The 14,894-nt window shown below is 67.7% G+C and carries 11 protein-coding genes; 8 read left to right on the top strand and 3 right to left on the bottom strand.

Translation table 11 applies throughout. From position 1 onward, the window contains the following. Window positions 1-2 precede the first annotated feature (2 nt). Window positions 3-1,292, top strand: a complete 1,290-nt coding sequence (murA, locus tag ACE3S9_RS05710; protein ID WP_374545475.1) for a UDP-N-acetylglucosamine 1-carboxyvinyltransferase — start codon at window positions 3-5, stop codon at window positions 1,290-1,292. A 16-nt stretch (window positions 1,293-1,308) separates the two neighbouring features. On the opposite strand, the gene ACE3S9_RS05705 is transcribed toward murA, so the two are convergent. Further along, window positions 1,309-5,490, bottom strand: coding sequence for a hypothetical protein (locus ACE3S9_RS05705; protein WP_374545474.1), 4,182 nt, complete (start codon window positions 5,488-5,490; stop codon window positions 1,309-1,311). 267 nt (window positions 5,491-5,757) lie between these two features. Here ACE3S9_RS05705 and ACE3S9_RS05700 point away from each other — a divergent pair, with 267 nt between their 5' ends. The 7 genes from ACE3S9_RS05700 to rfbA all read left to right on the top strand — a co-directional run bounded on the left by ACE3S9_RS05700 (window position 5,758) and on the right by rfbA (window position 12,571). After that, a complete protein-coding gene (locus ACE3S9_RS05700; RefSeq protein WP_374545473.1) occupies window positions 5,758-6,189 on the top strand; it encodes a MerR family transcriptional regulator in 432 nt (143 codons plus the stop codon). Between the two features lie 209 nt (window positions 6,190-6,398). Beyond that, window positions 6,399-8,186 (top strand): acyl-CoA dehydrogenase C-terminal domain-containing protein, encoded by a 1,788-nt coding sequence (locus ACE3S9_RS05695; RefSeq protein ID WP_374545472.1) that lies wholly within the window; start codon window positions 6,399-6,401, stop codon window positions 8,184-8,186. A gap of 276 nt (window positions 8,187-8,462) precedes the next feature. Next, window positions 8,463-9,083 carry a 2-hydroxychromene-2-carboxylate isomerase gene (locus ACE3S9_RS05690; RefSeq protein WP_374545471.1) on the top strand — a complete coding sequence of 207 codons (621 nt, stop codon included), beginning with the start codon at window positions 8,463-8,465 and terminating at the stop codon, window positions 9,081-9,083. Between the two features lie 50 nt (window positions 9,084-9,133). Further along, entirely contained in the window at window positions 9,134-10,219 is a 1,086-nt protein-coding gene (gene rfbB / locus ACE3S9_RS05685; RefSeq protein ID WP_374545470.1) for a dTDP-glucose 4,6-dehydratase, read from the top strand. Further along, a complete protein-coding gene (gene rfbC / locus ACE3S9_RS05680; RefSeq protein WP_374545469.1) occupies window positions 10,216-10,779 on the top strand; it encodes a dTDP-4-dehydrorhamnose 3,5-epimerase in 564 nt (187 codons plus the stop codon). Before rfbB ends, rfbC begins: the two co-directional genes overlap by 4 nt. Before the next feature lie 9 nt (window positions 10,780-10,788). Next, window positions 10,789-11,688, top strand: coding sequence for a dTDP-4-dehydrorhamnose reductase (gene rfbD, locus ACE3S9_RS05675; protein WP_374545468.1), 900 nt, complete (start codon window positions 10,789-10,791; stop codon window positions 11,686-11,688). Between the two features lie 13 nt (window positions 11,689-11,701). Continuing rightward, window positions 11,702-12,571: a glucose-1-phosphate thymidylyltransferase RfbA gene (gene rfbA, locus ACE3S9_RS05670; RefSeq protein WP_374545476.1), complete on the top strand. Its 870-nt coding sequence runs from the start codon at window positions 11,702-11,704 to the stop codon at window positions 12,569-12,571. Window positions 12,572-12,580: 9 nt separating this feature from the next. On the opposite strand, the gene ACE3S9_RS05665 is transcribed toward rfbA, so the two are convergent. Further along, window positions 12,581-14,476 (bottom strand): tetratricopeptide repeat protein, encoded by a 1,896-nt coding sequence (locus ACE3S9_RS05665; RefSeq protein ID WP_374545467.1) that lies wholly within the window; start codon window positions 14,474-14,476, stop codon window positions 12,581-12,583. After that, the coding region (locus tag ACE3S9_RS05660) for an HlyD family efflux transporter periplasmic adaptor subunit (protein WP_374545466.1) at window positions 14,473-14,894 on the bottom strand (422 nt) is incomplete at its 5' end. The genes ACE3S9_RS05665 and ACE3S9_RS05660, both read right to left, overlap by 4 nt.

Genomic DNA, 14,894 nt, shown 5'->3' with positions numbered 1-14,894 from the left:
GCATAAGAATCGTCGGCGGACAGCCGCTGAATGGAACCATCCCGATTTCGGGGGCCAAGAACGCGGCGCTGCCGTTGATGATCGCCTCGCTGCTGACGGATCGCACGGTCACGCTGGAAAACCTGCCACGGCTCGCCGACGTCAGCCTCCTGGTGCGCATCCTGTCCAATCACGGCGTCGATTATTCCATCGACGGACGCCGCCAGGGCGAGGATCCCGATTCAGGCCAGACCGTCCATATGACGGCGCGCGAGATCGTGGACACCACCGCGCCTTACGATCTGGTGTCGCGCATGCGCGCGAGCTTCTGGGTGATCGCCCCGCTGCTGGCGCGCTGCGGCGAGGCCCGCGTCTCGCTGCCCGGCGGCTGCGCCATCGGCACGCGTCCGGTGGATCTGCTACTGATGGCGCTGGAGCGGCTCGGCGCCTCGATCGACATCGACGGCGGCTATGCCGTCGCCAAGGCGCCCAAGGGCGGCCTGCGCGGCGCGGAGATCGTCTTCCCCAAGGTCACGGTCGGCGGCACCCATGTCGCGCTGATGGCCGCCGCGCTGGCGCAGGGAACGACCGTCGTCCACAATGCGGCGCGTGAGCCGGAAATCGGCGATCTCGCCGAGCTGCTGGTGAAAATGGGCGCGAAAATCCGCGGCGCCGGAACCTCGGTCATCGAGATCGACGGCGTGGCCCGGCTGAACGGCGCCAAGCATCGCGTGCTGCCCGACCGGATCGAGACCGGCACCTACGCCATGGCCGCGGCCATGGCCGGCGGCGACATCTTCCTGCAAGGCGCGCGCGCCGACGATCTGCAGGCGGCGCTCGACGCACTCGAACAGGCGGGCGCCCATGTCGAACCCGGCCCCGAAGGCATTCGCGTCTGGCGCAACGGCAACGGCATCCGCTCGGTCGATATCGAAACCGCCCCCTTCCCGGGCTTCCCGACCGATCTCCAGGCCCAGTTCATGGCGCTGATGACCCGCGCGGAAGGCGTCTCGCGCATCAAGGAGACGATTTTCGAGAACCGCTTCATGCATGTGCAGGAGCTGGCGCGTTTCGGCGCCCATATCCGGCTCGAAGGCGACAGCGCGATCGTGGAGGGCGTGCCGGTGCTGAAGGGCGCGCCGGTGATGGCGACCGATCTGCGCGCCTCGGTGTCGCTGGTGATCGCGGCGCTGGTCGCCGAAGGCGAAAGTATGATTCAGCGCGTCTATCACCTCGATCGCGGCTTCGAGGCGCTGGAGCGCAAGCTCAGCCGCTGCGGCGCTGACGTGACCCGGATTTCGTCGGGCGGCTGAGCCGCCCGGACGGGATTCAGATCTTCGACAAGACCTTGCTGACGGCGGCCGAGACGGCGGCGGCGGAGGCGCCCGGTCCCGGCGCGATCGCCGGCGGATCGTTGACCGCCGCGAGCGGCGTGCGGGCGTGGAAATCGGCCACCTGTTTCTTGGCTCCAGCCAAAGAGGCGGCGTCGAGCTGCGCGGCGACCTCGTCGCGCTTCTTCGCCGCGTCCTCGTCGCCCTGCAAGGCGGCTACGCCGAACCAATAATAGCTGCGGCCGAGATTTTGCGGCACGCCCATGCCGCGCGCATAGAGGATGGCGAGGTTGAACTGGCTGTCGCGGACGCCGTAATCGGCGGCGCGCTGGAACCATTGCGCGGCGGCTGCGTAATCCGGCTTGCCGTCGACGCCCTCGGCCAGGATCACCGCGAGATTATGCATGGCGCGGACATTGCCCTGGTTCGCCGCCTTTTCATAATAATCGCGCGCCTTGGCGGGGTCGCGCGGCGCGCCGAGACCCTTTTCGTAAATGGCGCCGAGGCGATATTGCGCTTGCGGCAGGCCCTGGGCCGCCGCCTTTTCGAGCCAGCCGATAGCAGCCGTCTTGTCCTGCGCGACGCCGCGCCCTTCGGCGAGCCGCGCGCCATAATCATATTGCGCAGCGGCGTCGCCGCGCTCCGCCAGCTCCTTGGCAGTGAGCGACTGGACGCCGGCCTGAACGGCGGACAAGGTGTTGGGGCGCCCGCCGCCGATCGAGCCGGTGGCCAGCGGATCGGGAAGCCCGCTGCTTTTCGCCGCGTCGGCGGTATCCACAGTCTTGCCGGATTTGGCTGATTTGGGCGCGATCACCGCGCTCGGGACGATCGGCGCGGAATTGAGCGTGGCCGTCGGCCCGGAGGCCGTAGGCGGCAGGGAGGATTGGCCGGGAAACGCGGGCGCGGCGGCGGGCGCCGGGGCGGCCGGAGCCGGCGCGGCGGAAGCGGGCGCATCGACCGGGCGGGCCGGCGCGGCCTCGCCTGCCGGCGCCCCGGCCTGGACGCCGCCTTGGAGTCCCGCCTGCGCCTTGTCGGCGGGCGGCGTGGCGACCGCCTGCATGGGCGGCGTCTGATTTTCGAACAGGCGATAAGCCTGATAGCCGGCGATGGCGAGAGCCGAAACGGCGGTGAAGGCCAGCGCTGGCATACGCGCGCTCCCGCCCTTGCGGCGCTGCGAATCCGGACGGACGAAGCGCGCGGCGCGGCTGTCGGCGTCCTTCTCCCTCGGCGGCTCGATGGCCTCGGCGGCTTTCCGGCCGGCCTCGGCCTTTTCCGCCGCCTCCGCCGCGATGCGGGCGGCCAGCGCGCGGCGCGCGACCTCGATATAATTGGTCTGGGCCGGCTTGGGCTCGGCCATGTCGTCGTCGTCGAGGCGCTCCTTCGGCCCGAACACCACGGCGTCGAGCATTTCGTCGTCCATCTCGGCTTCATCGAGCGCGAGGGACTGCTTGGCGCCGGCGCGCGCCGCCCGGCCTTCCGCCTCGCGCCGTCCGGCGGGATGGCCGGCGCCCGGCTCGCGCAGGAAATCGCCTTCGTCGAAAGCCTGCGCGGCGGACGCGGCGCGGCGCTCCTGCTCGGACGCCGGCAGCGGCGTGCGGGCGGCGGCCTCGGCGGCGCCGCGCGCCTCGATGACGTCCTCCTCGATCATGGCGAGGCGGTCGACCACCTTTTCCAGCGTCTCGTGGACCGCCGACAGGGTCTGCTGGGCGCGGCGATCGGAGGATTCGGCCTTTTCGCGCAGATCGGCGATCTCGCGGGCGTTGCGGTCGTCGCCTTCGGGGTCGCGGGCGATGTCGAGCCGCTCCGCGATTTGGTCAATGGCGCGCAGCAGCCGGCGTTCGGCCTCAGTGTCGCCGCTTTCGAGCCGTTTCGAAATGTCCGTGATGCGGCGTTCGAGCGAGGCGATGGCTTCGGGGCCGATCTGGGCGACGGGCTCGGCGTCGAGCCGGTCCGACAGCGAGCGCAGCAGCGGCTCCAGCGCCGCGACCGGCGCGGGCGCGCGCCATTCCTCCGGCGCGCCGGCATTGCGGGCAGCCAAAGCCTCGTGCAGCCCGTCGAGACGGCGCGACAGATCGTCGAAGCGGGAATCGTCGAAGGCCGGCGCCGGCGCCGCGCGATCGAGGCCGGCGCGGTCGATCCGCGAGGCCAGCGTGTCATGCAGGACTTCGAGCCGGCGCGAAATATCGTCGAAGCGCGCGTCGTCGATCACCGCCGGCGCGGCGCGGTCGAGCCCGGCGCGGTCGATCCGCGAGGCGAGGTCGCTGAGGCGCGATTCGATCTCGCCCCAGGGCAGCGCGATCCGCGCGGCATTGGCGGCCTGGGTCTGCCGCGCCACCTCCTCCAGCCTTTCGCCCAAATCGCCGACCTGGCGTTCGAGCCGTTCGATCGGGGCCATTTTCTCCATGGCCTGCGCGATCATGCCGCGAATCTGTTCCGACTGGTCATAGACCTGCAGGAAATCGGAGCGGTCGGCGCCGCCGGATTCGCGCAATTGCTCGATCTTGTTCTCGACCTCGCGCAACTGGCGCGAGACGCCGTCGAAATTGGCGGAGGCGCCGGCTTCCGCCAAGGCGCGCCGCACGTCGTCGGCGAGGCTTTCGATCGGCGCCAGCACGGCCTCGCGCATGCCTTCGTCGCGCGAGCGCTCGATGCGGGCGGTGAGCGCGCGCACGGCGTTCTCGAGCGAGGTCACCTGGCTGCGCGGCGCGAGATCGTCCAGCGTGCGGCTCATCGCCGCCACCTGCTTGCCAAGCGCCTCCAGTTCGGCGGAAGAGGTCGGGCGCGCCTGGGCGGAACGCTGCATCGCTTCGCGGGCGGAATCGACCCGGTTGGCGAGGTCGCGCATGGCGCTGTCGAGGCCGGCGACGGCCGCGCGCGGCGCCATGTCCCCGAGGCTGCGGCTCAATGCGGCGATGTCGCGGCGCAGTTCGGCGAGGCCGGCGGCGCCGGCGTTGGAAGGCGCGGCCAGCGCGGTTTCGACCCGCGCCGACAAGTCGCGGGCGAGCGATTCGACCGCCGCGCGCGAATTGGCGCCGGCGGCGAGGAAATCCCGGCGCATGTCCTCGATGCGGCCTGACAAGGCCTGAATGCCGTCCTGAAGCTGATCGGCCCGCGCCGTATCGGCGACGGGCGGCGGCGCCGCCAGCGAACGGGCGGCGGCGAGATCGAATTTGCGCGACAGGGCCTCGAACCGCTCATCGAGCAAGGCGGTTAGCTGCGGCGACGGCGGGCGCGGCGCGCGCGAGGCGGAGGAATCCAGATCGCGCTGCCGTTCGGCGATCTCGGCGACGGCCTCGACCAGCGCGCGGCGCGGCGGCGCGGCGGGCGCCGGCGCGGGACGGTCCAGCCGCGTCATCAGGGCGTCCATGCGCTTTTCGAGCCGGGTGAATTGTTCGTCGCGCGCGGCGCCGGGCGGGCTGGCCTCGACGCGTTCGAGGCGCGACAGAATGGCGCCGAGGCGCGCGTCGAGCTGACGCAGCGGGGAATCGTCGCCGGCGCTTTCGGCGCGACGCGACATCGCGTCGATGCGGCCTTCGAGCCGCTCCAGCGCGCCGCGCAGCGGGCGGTCGTCGGCGGAACGGTCCCGCCGGGTCAACCGGCTCTCGATATCGCCGAGACGATCCTGAACCGTGGCGATCATGCCGCGCAACGGCGCGGCGACGTCGCTCTCCTCGCGATGGTGCGGCGGCGCGGGCTCGTCGCGGCGCGGGTCGGCCGGTGGCGCGTGAACGGCGCGCTCCGTCAGTCCCTCGCCCTGCTCCGACCGCGCGAAGAAATCACGCGCGGCGGGGCGCGTTGCGGGACGCTCCGGCGCCGCCTGACGGCGCGCGGCTCGCTCGCGCAGCAGATCCTCGCGCCATTCCGCCTCCTCCGACCGCGCGGGCGCGGCGCGCTCGCCTGTCCCCCGCTCCGCGCGGCGGGCGACTTCGCCGCGGCGGCGCTGCGGGGCGGAGTCTTCCTCCGCCTCACGGCTCAGCCGGGCCAGTTGCGCGGCGACCGCCTCAAGCTGCTCGTCGGCGTCGAATTCCTGTGCGCTCACGCCGATCTCGGCGGCGCGCTCCGCGATCGCCCTGTTCATCCATTCGCCCAGCGTGAGTCCGTCGCGCCGCGCCGCTTCCTTCGCGGCCTCGCGCACGTCGAAATCAACGCCCTTGATGCTCCAGGGAACCGCTTTGCTCATTTTCTTGTCCCGCCTGATCCCCGGATGGACGGCTCCATCCGACGGTCGTTCCGGCCGAGGCGCGACTCAGATGCAGCGAAGCGCGGCGGCCCTCGCGTTAACTTTCGTTTGTCAGGGTAAACAAGCCGTTAATCCTGCCCAATTTTGACACAATACCCAGCCGGGACGGCGCGGGGCGATTGCAACTTCAAGTGACGAGCGTTACAACCCTTACGTGTGTTGCGTCATGATTCGCCTCCTTCCCGGACTTCCTCCCAGGACTTCGCAATGAACGCCCCGAACCCGCTCAAACTCGCCTCGTTCCCACCTCAGCCCCTGCGGCCGCAGGAAAAAGCCATCGCCGAGCTTTTCACCATCGGAGAGCTGTCGCGGATCTATGGCGTCACCCTGCGCGCCCTGCGCTTCTATGAACAGCGCGGCCTGCTGAATCCCCTGCGCAAGGGCGCCGCCCGCCTTTACGATTCCACCCAGAAAGCCCGCCTCCAGATGATCCTGAAGGGCAAACAGCTCGGCTTCACTTTGACGGAGATCGCCGATCTGCTCGAAACCGGCGGCGGCATGGCGCCGGACCAGTTCGCGCTCGACGAGGCCATGGTGCTCTCGCAATTGCGCCATCTGGAGGAGCGCCGCGCCGATCTCGATCTCGCCATCGCCGAATTGCGCGCCACGCACGAACGCCTCGGCCACGCGCAGCGATAAACGCCCGTCCTCAAACCGCTATCGCGTTCCGGCCCGCCATGCGCGGGCCATTTTTGTCCGCTCCCCTTCCATGGCTTGACGCGCTAGGCTCGACGTCGAGCGCGGCGACGCGCCATGATTCTTGCGCGGCTTACGATTATAGTTTATATATGAACTAATAGCGGCGGCGATCAGTCCGCGGACAAAAATCATTTCAGGGAGAGAAGGCCATGCCGAGCTTCAGGGCGCCTGTCGCCGATTCGCTGTTCCTGCTCAATGACGTGTTCCGGATGCAGGATCACGGCGATCTCCCCGGTTATGCCGAGGCCTCGCCGGATATTGTCGCGGCCGTGCTCGAAGAAGCGGCGAAACTGGCCGAGGAGCAATTGCAGCCGCTCAACCTGCCGGGCGATCAGGAGGGCTGTCGCCGCAATGAGGACGGCTCGGTGACCGCGCCCAAGGGCTTCAAGGCGGCCTTCGACGCTTATGCCGGCGGCGGCTGGATCGGCCTGCCGTTCGATCCCGAATATGGCGGCCAGGGCCTGCCCTATGCGCTGTCGGTGGCGACCGCCGAATATTTCATCGCGGCCAATGTTGCCTTTTCCATGTATCCCGGCCTGACCGCCGGCGCCGTCGCCGCCTTGCTGACCCATGGCTCGGACGCGCTGAAACGGCTCTATGCGCCGAAAATGCTGGAGGGCCGCTGGACCGGCACGATGAATCTGACCGAGCCGCATTGCGGCACGGATCTCGGTTTGCTCAAGAGCAAGGCAATCCGCCGCGCGGATGGAAGCTTCGCGATCACCGGCCAGAAGATCTTCATTTCCGCCGGCGAGCATGACCTCGCCGAAAATATCGTCCATCTGGTGCTGGCTCGCATCGAGGGCGCGCCGGCGGGGGTGAAGGGCATTTCGCTGTTTCTCGTCCCGAAATTCCTGCCGGAAGCTTCCGGCGAGGTCGGCGCGCGCAATACCGTCTCCTGCGGCTCGATCGAGCACAAGATGGGCATTCACGCCAATTCCACCTGCGTGATGAATTTTGACGGCGCGGTCGGCTGGCTGGTGGGCGAGGAAAACCGCGGCCTGAACGCCATGTTCGTGATGATGAACGAGGCGCGGCTGATGGTGGGCCTGCAAGGCCTGGCGGTTTCGGAAGCCGCCTATCAGAACGCCCTCGCCTATGCCCGCGAGCGCCTGCAGGGCCGCGCCCTGACCGGCGCGAAAAATCCCGACAAGCCGGCTGATCCGCTGCTGGTCCATCCCGACATCCGCCGGACCTTGCTGGAAATCCGCACGATCAACGAAGCAGGCCGCGCTTTGGCCTATTGGGCGGCGCTGCAAAGCGACATCGCCCATCGCAGCGCCGACGCCAAGGCGCGCGAAACGGCCGCCGACCTGCTCGCCTTGCTGACGCCGGTCATCAAGGGCGTGCTGTCCGATCGCGGTTTCGACAATTGCGTCAAGGCGCAACAGGTCTTCGGCGGCCATGGCTACATCGTCGAATGGGGCATGGAGCAATTCGTCCGCGACGCCCGCATCGCCATGATCTATGAAGGCGCCAACGGCATCCAGGCGCTGGATCTGGTCGGCCGCAAGCTGCCGGCCAATGGCGGGCGCGCCATCATGGCTTTGCTCGGCGAGATCGGCGGCTATATCAAGGCGAAGGATTCCGATGCGGCCCTCAAGCCCCTGCTCGGCCCCCTGAGCGCCAGCCTCGGCCATTTGCAGCAGGCGACGCTGTGGCTGATGCAAAACGCCGCCACCACGCCCGACAACGCCGGCGCCGCCGCGAACGATTACATGCATCTGATGGGGCTGGTCGTGATGGGCTATCTGTGGGCGAGAATGGCGGAGGCCGCCTTTGCCGACGCCGACCCCGCCCATGCCGGCCTCGTCGCTGGCAAGAAGGCTTGCGCGACACATTACGTGCAGCGCGTGCTGCCCGAGACGGCCCTGCGCCTCGCCCGCATCGCCAGCGGCGCCGCCAATGTGGTGGATCTGCCGGCCGAGCTGTTCTGAGGCGCCCCCTCATCCGTCTCGCCTTCGGCGAGCCGCCTTCTCCCGCGAGGGGAGAAGGATAGCGCCCGTCTTGATGACAGAGCGAGTTCCTGATCGCTGGCGCCCTTCTCCCCTTGCGGGAGAAGGTGGCCCGAAGGGCCGGATGAGGGGCTGCCGCGCTCGAGCCTATCCGAATTTTCCGGATTAGGCTAAGAAGGAGCGCGGCCGCCCGGCCGCCTTGCTTCATGGATCGAGGAGGCGGCGGCGCCAGACCGCCCTTCCCGGCGGGGATTCGTCATGGCGCGCTGCCTCACCGTCTATTTCTCGCTGCTCAGCCCCTGGGCCTATATCGGCCATGCCGAATTGCAGGGAATCGTCGCCCGTCACGGCGTGCGCGTGGACTATAGGCCGGTGGCGCTGTCGCAGGTTTTCCCCGAATCCGGGGGCCTTCCCCTCTCCAAGCGTCATCCCTCGCGCCAGAAATATCGCATGTTGGAATTGCAGCGCTGGCGGGAGAAGCGCGGGCTGCATTTCCATCTCCACCCGCAATTCTGGCCGTTCGACCCGGCGCAGGGCGACCGCATCATCTGCGCCATGGCGCTGGCGGGCGTCGATCCGGAAAAATTCATCGCGGCGGCCTTGGCGGGCGTCTTCGAGCGCCAGCGCAACCTCGCTGATCCCAAAATTCTGGCGGAAACGCTGGAGGAATCGGGCCACGAGGCGCATTGGCTGCAACGCGCGGAAAGCGGCGAGCCAGAATTGCAATATCAGCGCAATCTGGCCCTGGCGCTGGAATCCGGCGTGTTCGGCTCGCCCTCCTATGTGCTCGACGGCGAAGTGTTCTGGGGCCAGGACCGGCTCGATCTACTCAATGACGCCTTGACAAGCGGCCGCAAGCCCTTCAGTCCCGAGGCGTGACCCAGAACGGCGTTTCAGCAACAGTCCCTTTCCAGAGTGAGGCGTTTTTCGTGGCTTCCAAGCGCATTTTAGTGACGGGCGCAGCGGGTTTCATCGGCTCTGCCGTCGCGCGGCGCATCATTCGCGAAACCCCGCACAGCCTGCTCGTCTTCGACAAGCTGACCTATGCCGGCAATCTCGCTTCGCTCGCGCCGATCTCCAACGATCCGCGCTATCGTTTCGTTCAGGGCGACATCTGCGACGCCAATGCGGTGCGCGAGGCTTTCGAAGTCTTTCAACCCGATTGGGTGATGCATCTCGCCGCCGAAAGCCATGTCGACCGCTCCATCGACGGCCCGGGCGAATTCATCCAGACCAATCTGGTCGGCACATTCGTCATGCTGCAGGAGGCCCTGCGTCATTGGCGCGGCCTCAAGGGCGCCGAGGCCGACGCCTTCCGCTTCCATCACATCTCGACCGACGAAGTGTTCGGCGCGCTGGGCGAGACCGGCCTGTTCCGCGAGGACACGCCTTACGCGCCCAATTCGCCCTATTCGGCCTCCAAGGCCGGTTCGGACCATCTGGTGCGCGCCTGGGTCCATACCTATGGCCTGCCGGCGATCGCGACCAATTGCTCGAACAATTACGGGCCCTATCATTTCCCCGAAAAGCTGATCCCGCTGACGATCCTCAACGCTTTGGAAGGCAAGCCCCTGCCGGTCTATGGCAAGGGCGAGAATGTGCGCGACTGGCTCTATGTCGAGGACCATGCCGAAGCCCTGCTGACCGCGGTGGAAAAGGGCAAGATCGGCGAGACCTATAATATCGGCGGGATCAACGAGCGCCGGAATATCGACGTGGTGCACGCCATTTGCGATCTGATGGATGAAGCGGCGCCGGACGCCAAAATCGGCCCGCGCCGCGACCTGATCGCCTTCGTGCAGGACCGCCCCGGCCACGATCTGCGCTACGCCATCGATTGCGCCAAGATCGAGCGCGATCTCGGCTGGCGTCCGCGTGAGACCTTCGAGACCGGCCTGCGCAAGACCGTGCAATGGTATCTCGACAATCGCGCCTGGTGGGGCGACATCCGCTCCGGCCGCTATCGCGGCGAAAGGCTTGGAACGCTCGTCAGCGACGGAAAGGCCGCCTCATGAGCAAACTCACGGTCGAAGCGACCGCGATTCCCGATGTGAAGATCGTCACGCCGAAGAAATTCGGCGATCATCGCGGCTTCTTTTCGGAAGTTTATACCGCCAAGACCTTCGCCGAAGCTGGAATCGCGCTCGATTTCGTGCAGGACAATCATTCGCTCTCCGCCCAGGTCGGCACTTTGCGTGGACTGCATTTCCAGTCGTCGCCCTTCGCGCAGGACAAATTGGTCCGCGTGCCGCGCGGAAAAATCCTCGATGTCGCAGTCGATATCCGCAAAAGCTCGCCGACTTTCGGAAAACACGTCGCGGTCGAACTTTCAGCCGAGAACTGGCGGCAATTGCTGGTTCCGATCGGCTTCGCCCATGGCTTCATCACCTTGGAGCCGGACACCGAGGTCATCTACAAGGTGACCAATTATTATTCCGCCGCCAACGATCTCGGCCTCGCCTGGGACGATCCCGAGATCGGAATCGACTGGCCCCTGCCGCCGCAGGGCGCGACCTTGTCCGACAAGGACCGCAAACATCCGCGCCTGCGCGACCTGCCCGCGATTTTCGACTGAGGCCCGCTGATGCGCCTGATCGTCACCGGAACCAACGGACAGGTCGCTCTCGCCTTGATGGAGCGCGGCGCGGCGCAGGGCGTCAGCGTCGCCGCCATCGGGCGCTCCTGGCGGCCCGGACTCGATCTCGCCGATCCGGCCGGCGTCGCCAGCGTGCTGAACGCCGTCGAGGGCGACGTCATCGTCAACGCCGCCGCTTATACCGCGGTCGACAAGGCCGAATCCGAGGAAGAACTGGCGATGCGGATCAATGGCGAGGGCGCCGGCGCCGTCGCCCGGGTCGCGGCCAAACGCGGCCTGCCGCTGCTGCATCTCTCGACGGATTATGTGTTCGACGGCGCGCTCGACCGGCCCTGGCGCGAGGACGATCCGACCGGTCCGGTCGGCGCTTATGGCCGCTCCAAACTGGCGGGCGAACAGGCCGTCCTGCGCGAAAATCCCGGCGCGACAATCCTGCGCACCGCCTGGGTCTATTCGCCCTTCGGCGCCAATTTCGTGAAAACCATGCTGCGGCTGGGCGAAACGCGCGAGGAAGTCTCGGTCGTCGCCGACCAGCAAGGCGCGCCGACCGCCGCGCTCGACATCGCCGACGCCCTGATCGCCATCGCCCGGAAACGCCTGGCCGAACCGGTCAATCCCGCTTTGTCCGGCGTGTTTCACATGACCGGCGGCGGCGAAGCGAGCTGGGCCGATTTCGCCGAGGAAATCTTCGCCGAGGCGGAGCGTCACGGCCGCAAGCCGGTGCGCGTGCGCCGCATCGCCACCGCCGATTATCCGACGCCCGCTCGCCGCCCCGCCAATTCGCGGCTGGACAATGCAAAGCTCGCCCGCCTCTTCGGCGTCGCTCTGCCCGACTGGCGCCCCTCCACGCGCGCCTGCGTCGCGCGCCTCCTGACCCATCCCGCATGAAATGGATCGAACCATGAAGGGCATTATTCTCGCCGGCGGCAGCGGCACGCGTCTCCATCCGATGACGCAGGTGATCTCCAAGCAATTGCTGCCGATCTATGACAAGCCGATGGTCTATTATCCGCTGACCACGCTGATGCTCGCCGGCATTCGGGAAATCCTGATCATATCGACGCCGCAGGACCTGCCCTTGTTCCAGCGTCTGCTCGGCGACGGAACGCAATGGGGCGTCGAACTGACCTATGCCGAGCAGCCGCGCCCCGAGGGCTTGGCGCAGGCCTATCACATCGGCGCGGATTTCGTCGCTGGCAGCAAATCGGCGCTGATCCTCGGCGACAACCTGTTCTACGGCCACGGACTGCCGGACATCCTGCGCCGCGCCGCCACCGAACCGCGCGGCGCCAGCGTGTTCGCCTATCACGTGCACGATCCCGAGCGTTACGGCGTGGTCGAATTCGACGCCGAAGGCCGCGCCATTTCGATCGAGGAAAAACCGAAACAGCCGCGCTCGTCCTGGGCGGTGACCGGGCTCTATTTCTACGACGAGCGCGCGCCGGAATTCGCGGCGGCGCTGAAGCCCTCGCCGCGCGGCGAGCTGGAGATCACCGATCTGAATATCGAATATCTCAAGCGCGGCGAACTCGGCGTCCAGAAAATGGGACGCGGCTTCGCCTGGCTCGACACCGGCACGCCGGATTCGCTGCTCGAAGCCGCCGAATTCATGCGCACGCTGGAAAAGCGCACCGGTTTCCGCGTCGCCTGCCCGGAGGAAATCGCCTTCCTGTCGGGCTGGATTTCCGAAAGCCAGTTGCACGCTCTGGCCGAGCCGCTGAAAAAGAGCGGCTACGGCGCCTATCTCGCGCAGCTCGTGACCGCGAAATAAATGCTCTCGTCAGGCGCCGGCTTTGTCCGCCGGCGCCGCCGGGCGGATCTCGGAGCGCCGCATCAGCGCCTCGCCGCGCGCCGGATCGGCCTCGACGCCCATGCCCTTGAGCAGCATCACGCCCAGATTATACATCGCCAGCTTGTGGCCGCCCGCCGCCGCGCGCTCGTACCAGCGCGTGGCTTCGCTCAGGTCCGGCTTCAGGCCGCGCCCCATGCACAACAAGACCCCGAGCTGGAACTGCGACGGCGGATAGCCGCCTTCAGTGGCGCGGCGGAACCAGCTTGCCGCCTCGGCCAGTCGCTCCTCGGAGGCGTTTTCGCCCGACAGCAGCGTCGCCACCTGGTGCTGGGCCGAGACATTGCCGCCCTCGGCCGCGATCCGGTAAAATTTGGCCGCGTCGGCCGGGCGCGCAAGGGCCGGATCGAACTGGCCGGAATAGAGCTGGCCAAGATGAAGCGAGGCGTCGGCGGCGCCCGCCTGCGAGGCGTCGAGCAGAAGTCCTTCGGCCTTGGCCGGATCGCGCGGGCCGTGCTGGCCGGATAGATAGATCAAGGCGAGCTGGGTCTTGGCGCTCTGATCGCCGGCGTCCGAGGCCTCGCGCAGCAGATTGACCGCCCGGCTGACATCGGGCGCGCCCACCGCGCCACTGAGATGCAAGCCGGCCAGCTTGACCTTGGCTTCCGACACGCCATGCTCGGCGGCGAATTGATACCAGCGCTGCGCCTCGGCGAGATCGGCCCCGACTCCCGCGCCCGCGCTCAGAAAAGCCGCATAATTATAGGCGGCTATCGCGTGGTCCTGTTCGGCCGCCGCGCGGAACCAGCGCGCCGCCTCGGCGATGCTCGCGGGCATGCCGATGCCTTCCGCCGCGAAACGGCCGATGGTGAATTGCGCCTGCACGTCGCCCAGTTCCGCCGCGCGGCGGAACCAGACCGCCGCCTCGCGCAGGTCCGGCACGACGGCGCCGCCCTGGCTGTAAAAGGCGCACAGCAATTGAATGGCCGGCAGATGGTCGGCCTTGGCCGATTTGCGCAGAAAAGCCTCAGCGCGATCGAGATCGACCGGCGTCCCGAGGCCGCGCAGGCACATCCGCCCGAACATGAAGGCCGCATAGGCGTCGCCGCCTTCCGCCGCCTGCCCCATATAATAAGCGGCGCGCTCGGGATCGGCTTCGCGCCCCTGGCCGGAGCCATAGATCGCCCCGATCGCGATCTGGCCCGCGAGATGGCCCTTCGCCGCGGCGGCCTCATAAAATTCCGCGCCGCGGGCCGCGTCGGCCGGCGCGCCAAGGCCGCGAAAATGAATGTCGCCGAGATTGAACAGCGAGGTGGCGCAACCCTGTTCGGCGCCCTTTTCGAAATAGGAGCGCGCGCGGGTGAAATCCTGTTCGACGCCTTCGCCGGTCAGAAAGGCGACGCCAAGCAAGGTGTTGGCTTCGACCACTCCAGCCGCCGCGGCCTTTTCCAGCCAGACGACGGCGGCGGCGGGATCGGCTTCGAGCCGCGACGACCGCGCCAGCAGGTCGCGCGACACGCTGGTCGCGGCGATATGATCGCGGGTCGATTGCTTCCATTTTTCCGCAAGATCGTTGAACGCGCCGCGCAGCAGGATGCGGCCGAAGCGGAACTGCGCCTCGGCATGGCCCTGTTCGGCGGCGCGCCGATGCCAGGACGCCGCCTCGACCAGATTCCAGCGAACGCCCTGGCTCCGCTCGTAAAGATCGCCGATCCGGAAGGCGCTGTCGGCGTCGCCCTGTTCGGCGCAGCGCAGCCACAGCCGCAAGGCGGTGTGAAAAGCGCGCTCGTCATAGGCGCGCGCCGCCCGCGCCTTGCGCCAGGGCGCCAGCCAGGAGCGCGCCACGGCCTGCGCGCGCTCGGGAAGGAGACGCGACGGCTCGATCATGGCTCGCGCATCGACTCGTTCCAGCCCTTGATGAAGCCGTCCATGAGATAGCCGCCGAGCGACCGCCGCCCGACCTTGATGTCGGCGACGAGCGTCATGCCCGGCACAAGGCGGAAGTTTTCCGGGACGCCGCTGAAGTTCAGGCTGTCGATGCTGATCCCCACCTTGTAATAAGGCTCCTGCGCCTGACCGGTCTGCTCATTGACCCAGAAGGCGTTCTCGCTAATCCACTGCACCTTGCCCTCGGCGGCGCCATGTTCGGTGAAGCTGAAGGCGTCGACCTTGATCGTCGCCGGATCGCCGACCCGCACGAAGCCGATGTCGCGGGTGGACACCTTGACCTCCGCGACGATCGGCTCGTTGGTCGGCATGGCGGTGATGAGCTTGTCGCCCGGCTGGAGCACGGAGCCGACCGACA

It is taken from the genome of Rhodoblastus sp., assembly GCF_041915505.1.
GTDB lineage: Bacteria > Pseudomonadota > Alphaproteobacteria > Rhizobiales > Beijerinckiaceae > Rhodoblastus.
Note: the sequence above shows the minus strand (reverse complement) of the source record. Positions and strands in the feature narration are given on the sequence as shown.

Bases quoted from the DNA above. Each gene is read 5' to 3' on its own strand.
- ACE3S9_RS05705 (WP_374545474.1), bottom strand. From the start codon at position 5,490: ATGAGCAAAGCGGTTCCCTGGAGCATCAAGGGCGTTGATTTCGACGTG.
- ACE3S9_RS05700 (WP_374545473.1), top strand. From the start codon at position 5,758: ATGAACGCCCCGAACCCGCTCAAACTCGCCTCGTTCCCACCTCAGCCC.
- ACE3S9_RS05695 (WP_374545472.1), top strand. From the start codon at position 6,399: ATGCCGAGCTTCAGGGCGCCTGTCGCCGATTCGCTGTTCCTGCTCAAT.
- ACE3S9_RS05690 (WP_374545471.1), top strand. From the start codon at position 8,463: ATGGCGCGCTGCCTCACCGTCTATTTCTCGCTGCTCAGCCCCTGGGCC.
- rfbC (WP_374545469.1), top strand. From the start codon at position 10,216: ATGAGCAAACTCACGGTCGAAGCGACCGCGATTCCCGATGTGAAGATC.
- rfbD (WP_374545468.1), top strand. From the start codon at position 10,789: ATGCGCCTGATCGTCACCGGAACCAACGGACAGGTCGCTCTCGCCTTG.
- rfbA (WP_374545476.1), top strand. From the start codon at position 11,702: ATGAAGGGCATTATTCTCGCCGGCGGCAGCGGCACGCGTCTCCATCCG.
- ACE3S9_RS05665 (WP_374545467.1), bottom strand. From the start codon at position 14,476: ATGATCGAGCCGTCGCGTCTCCTTCCCGAGCGCGCGCAGGCCGTGGCG.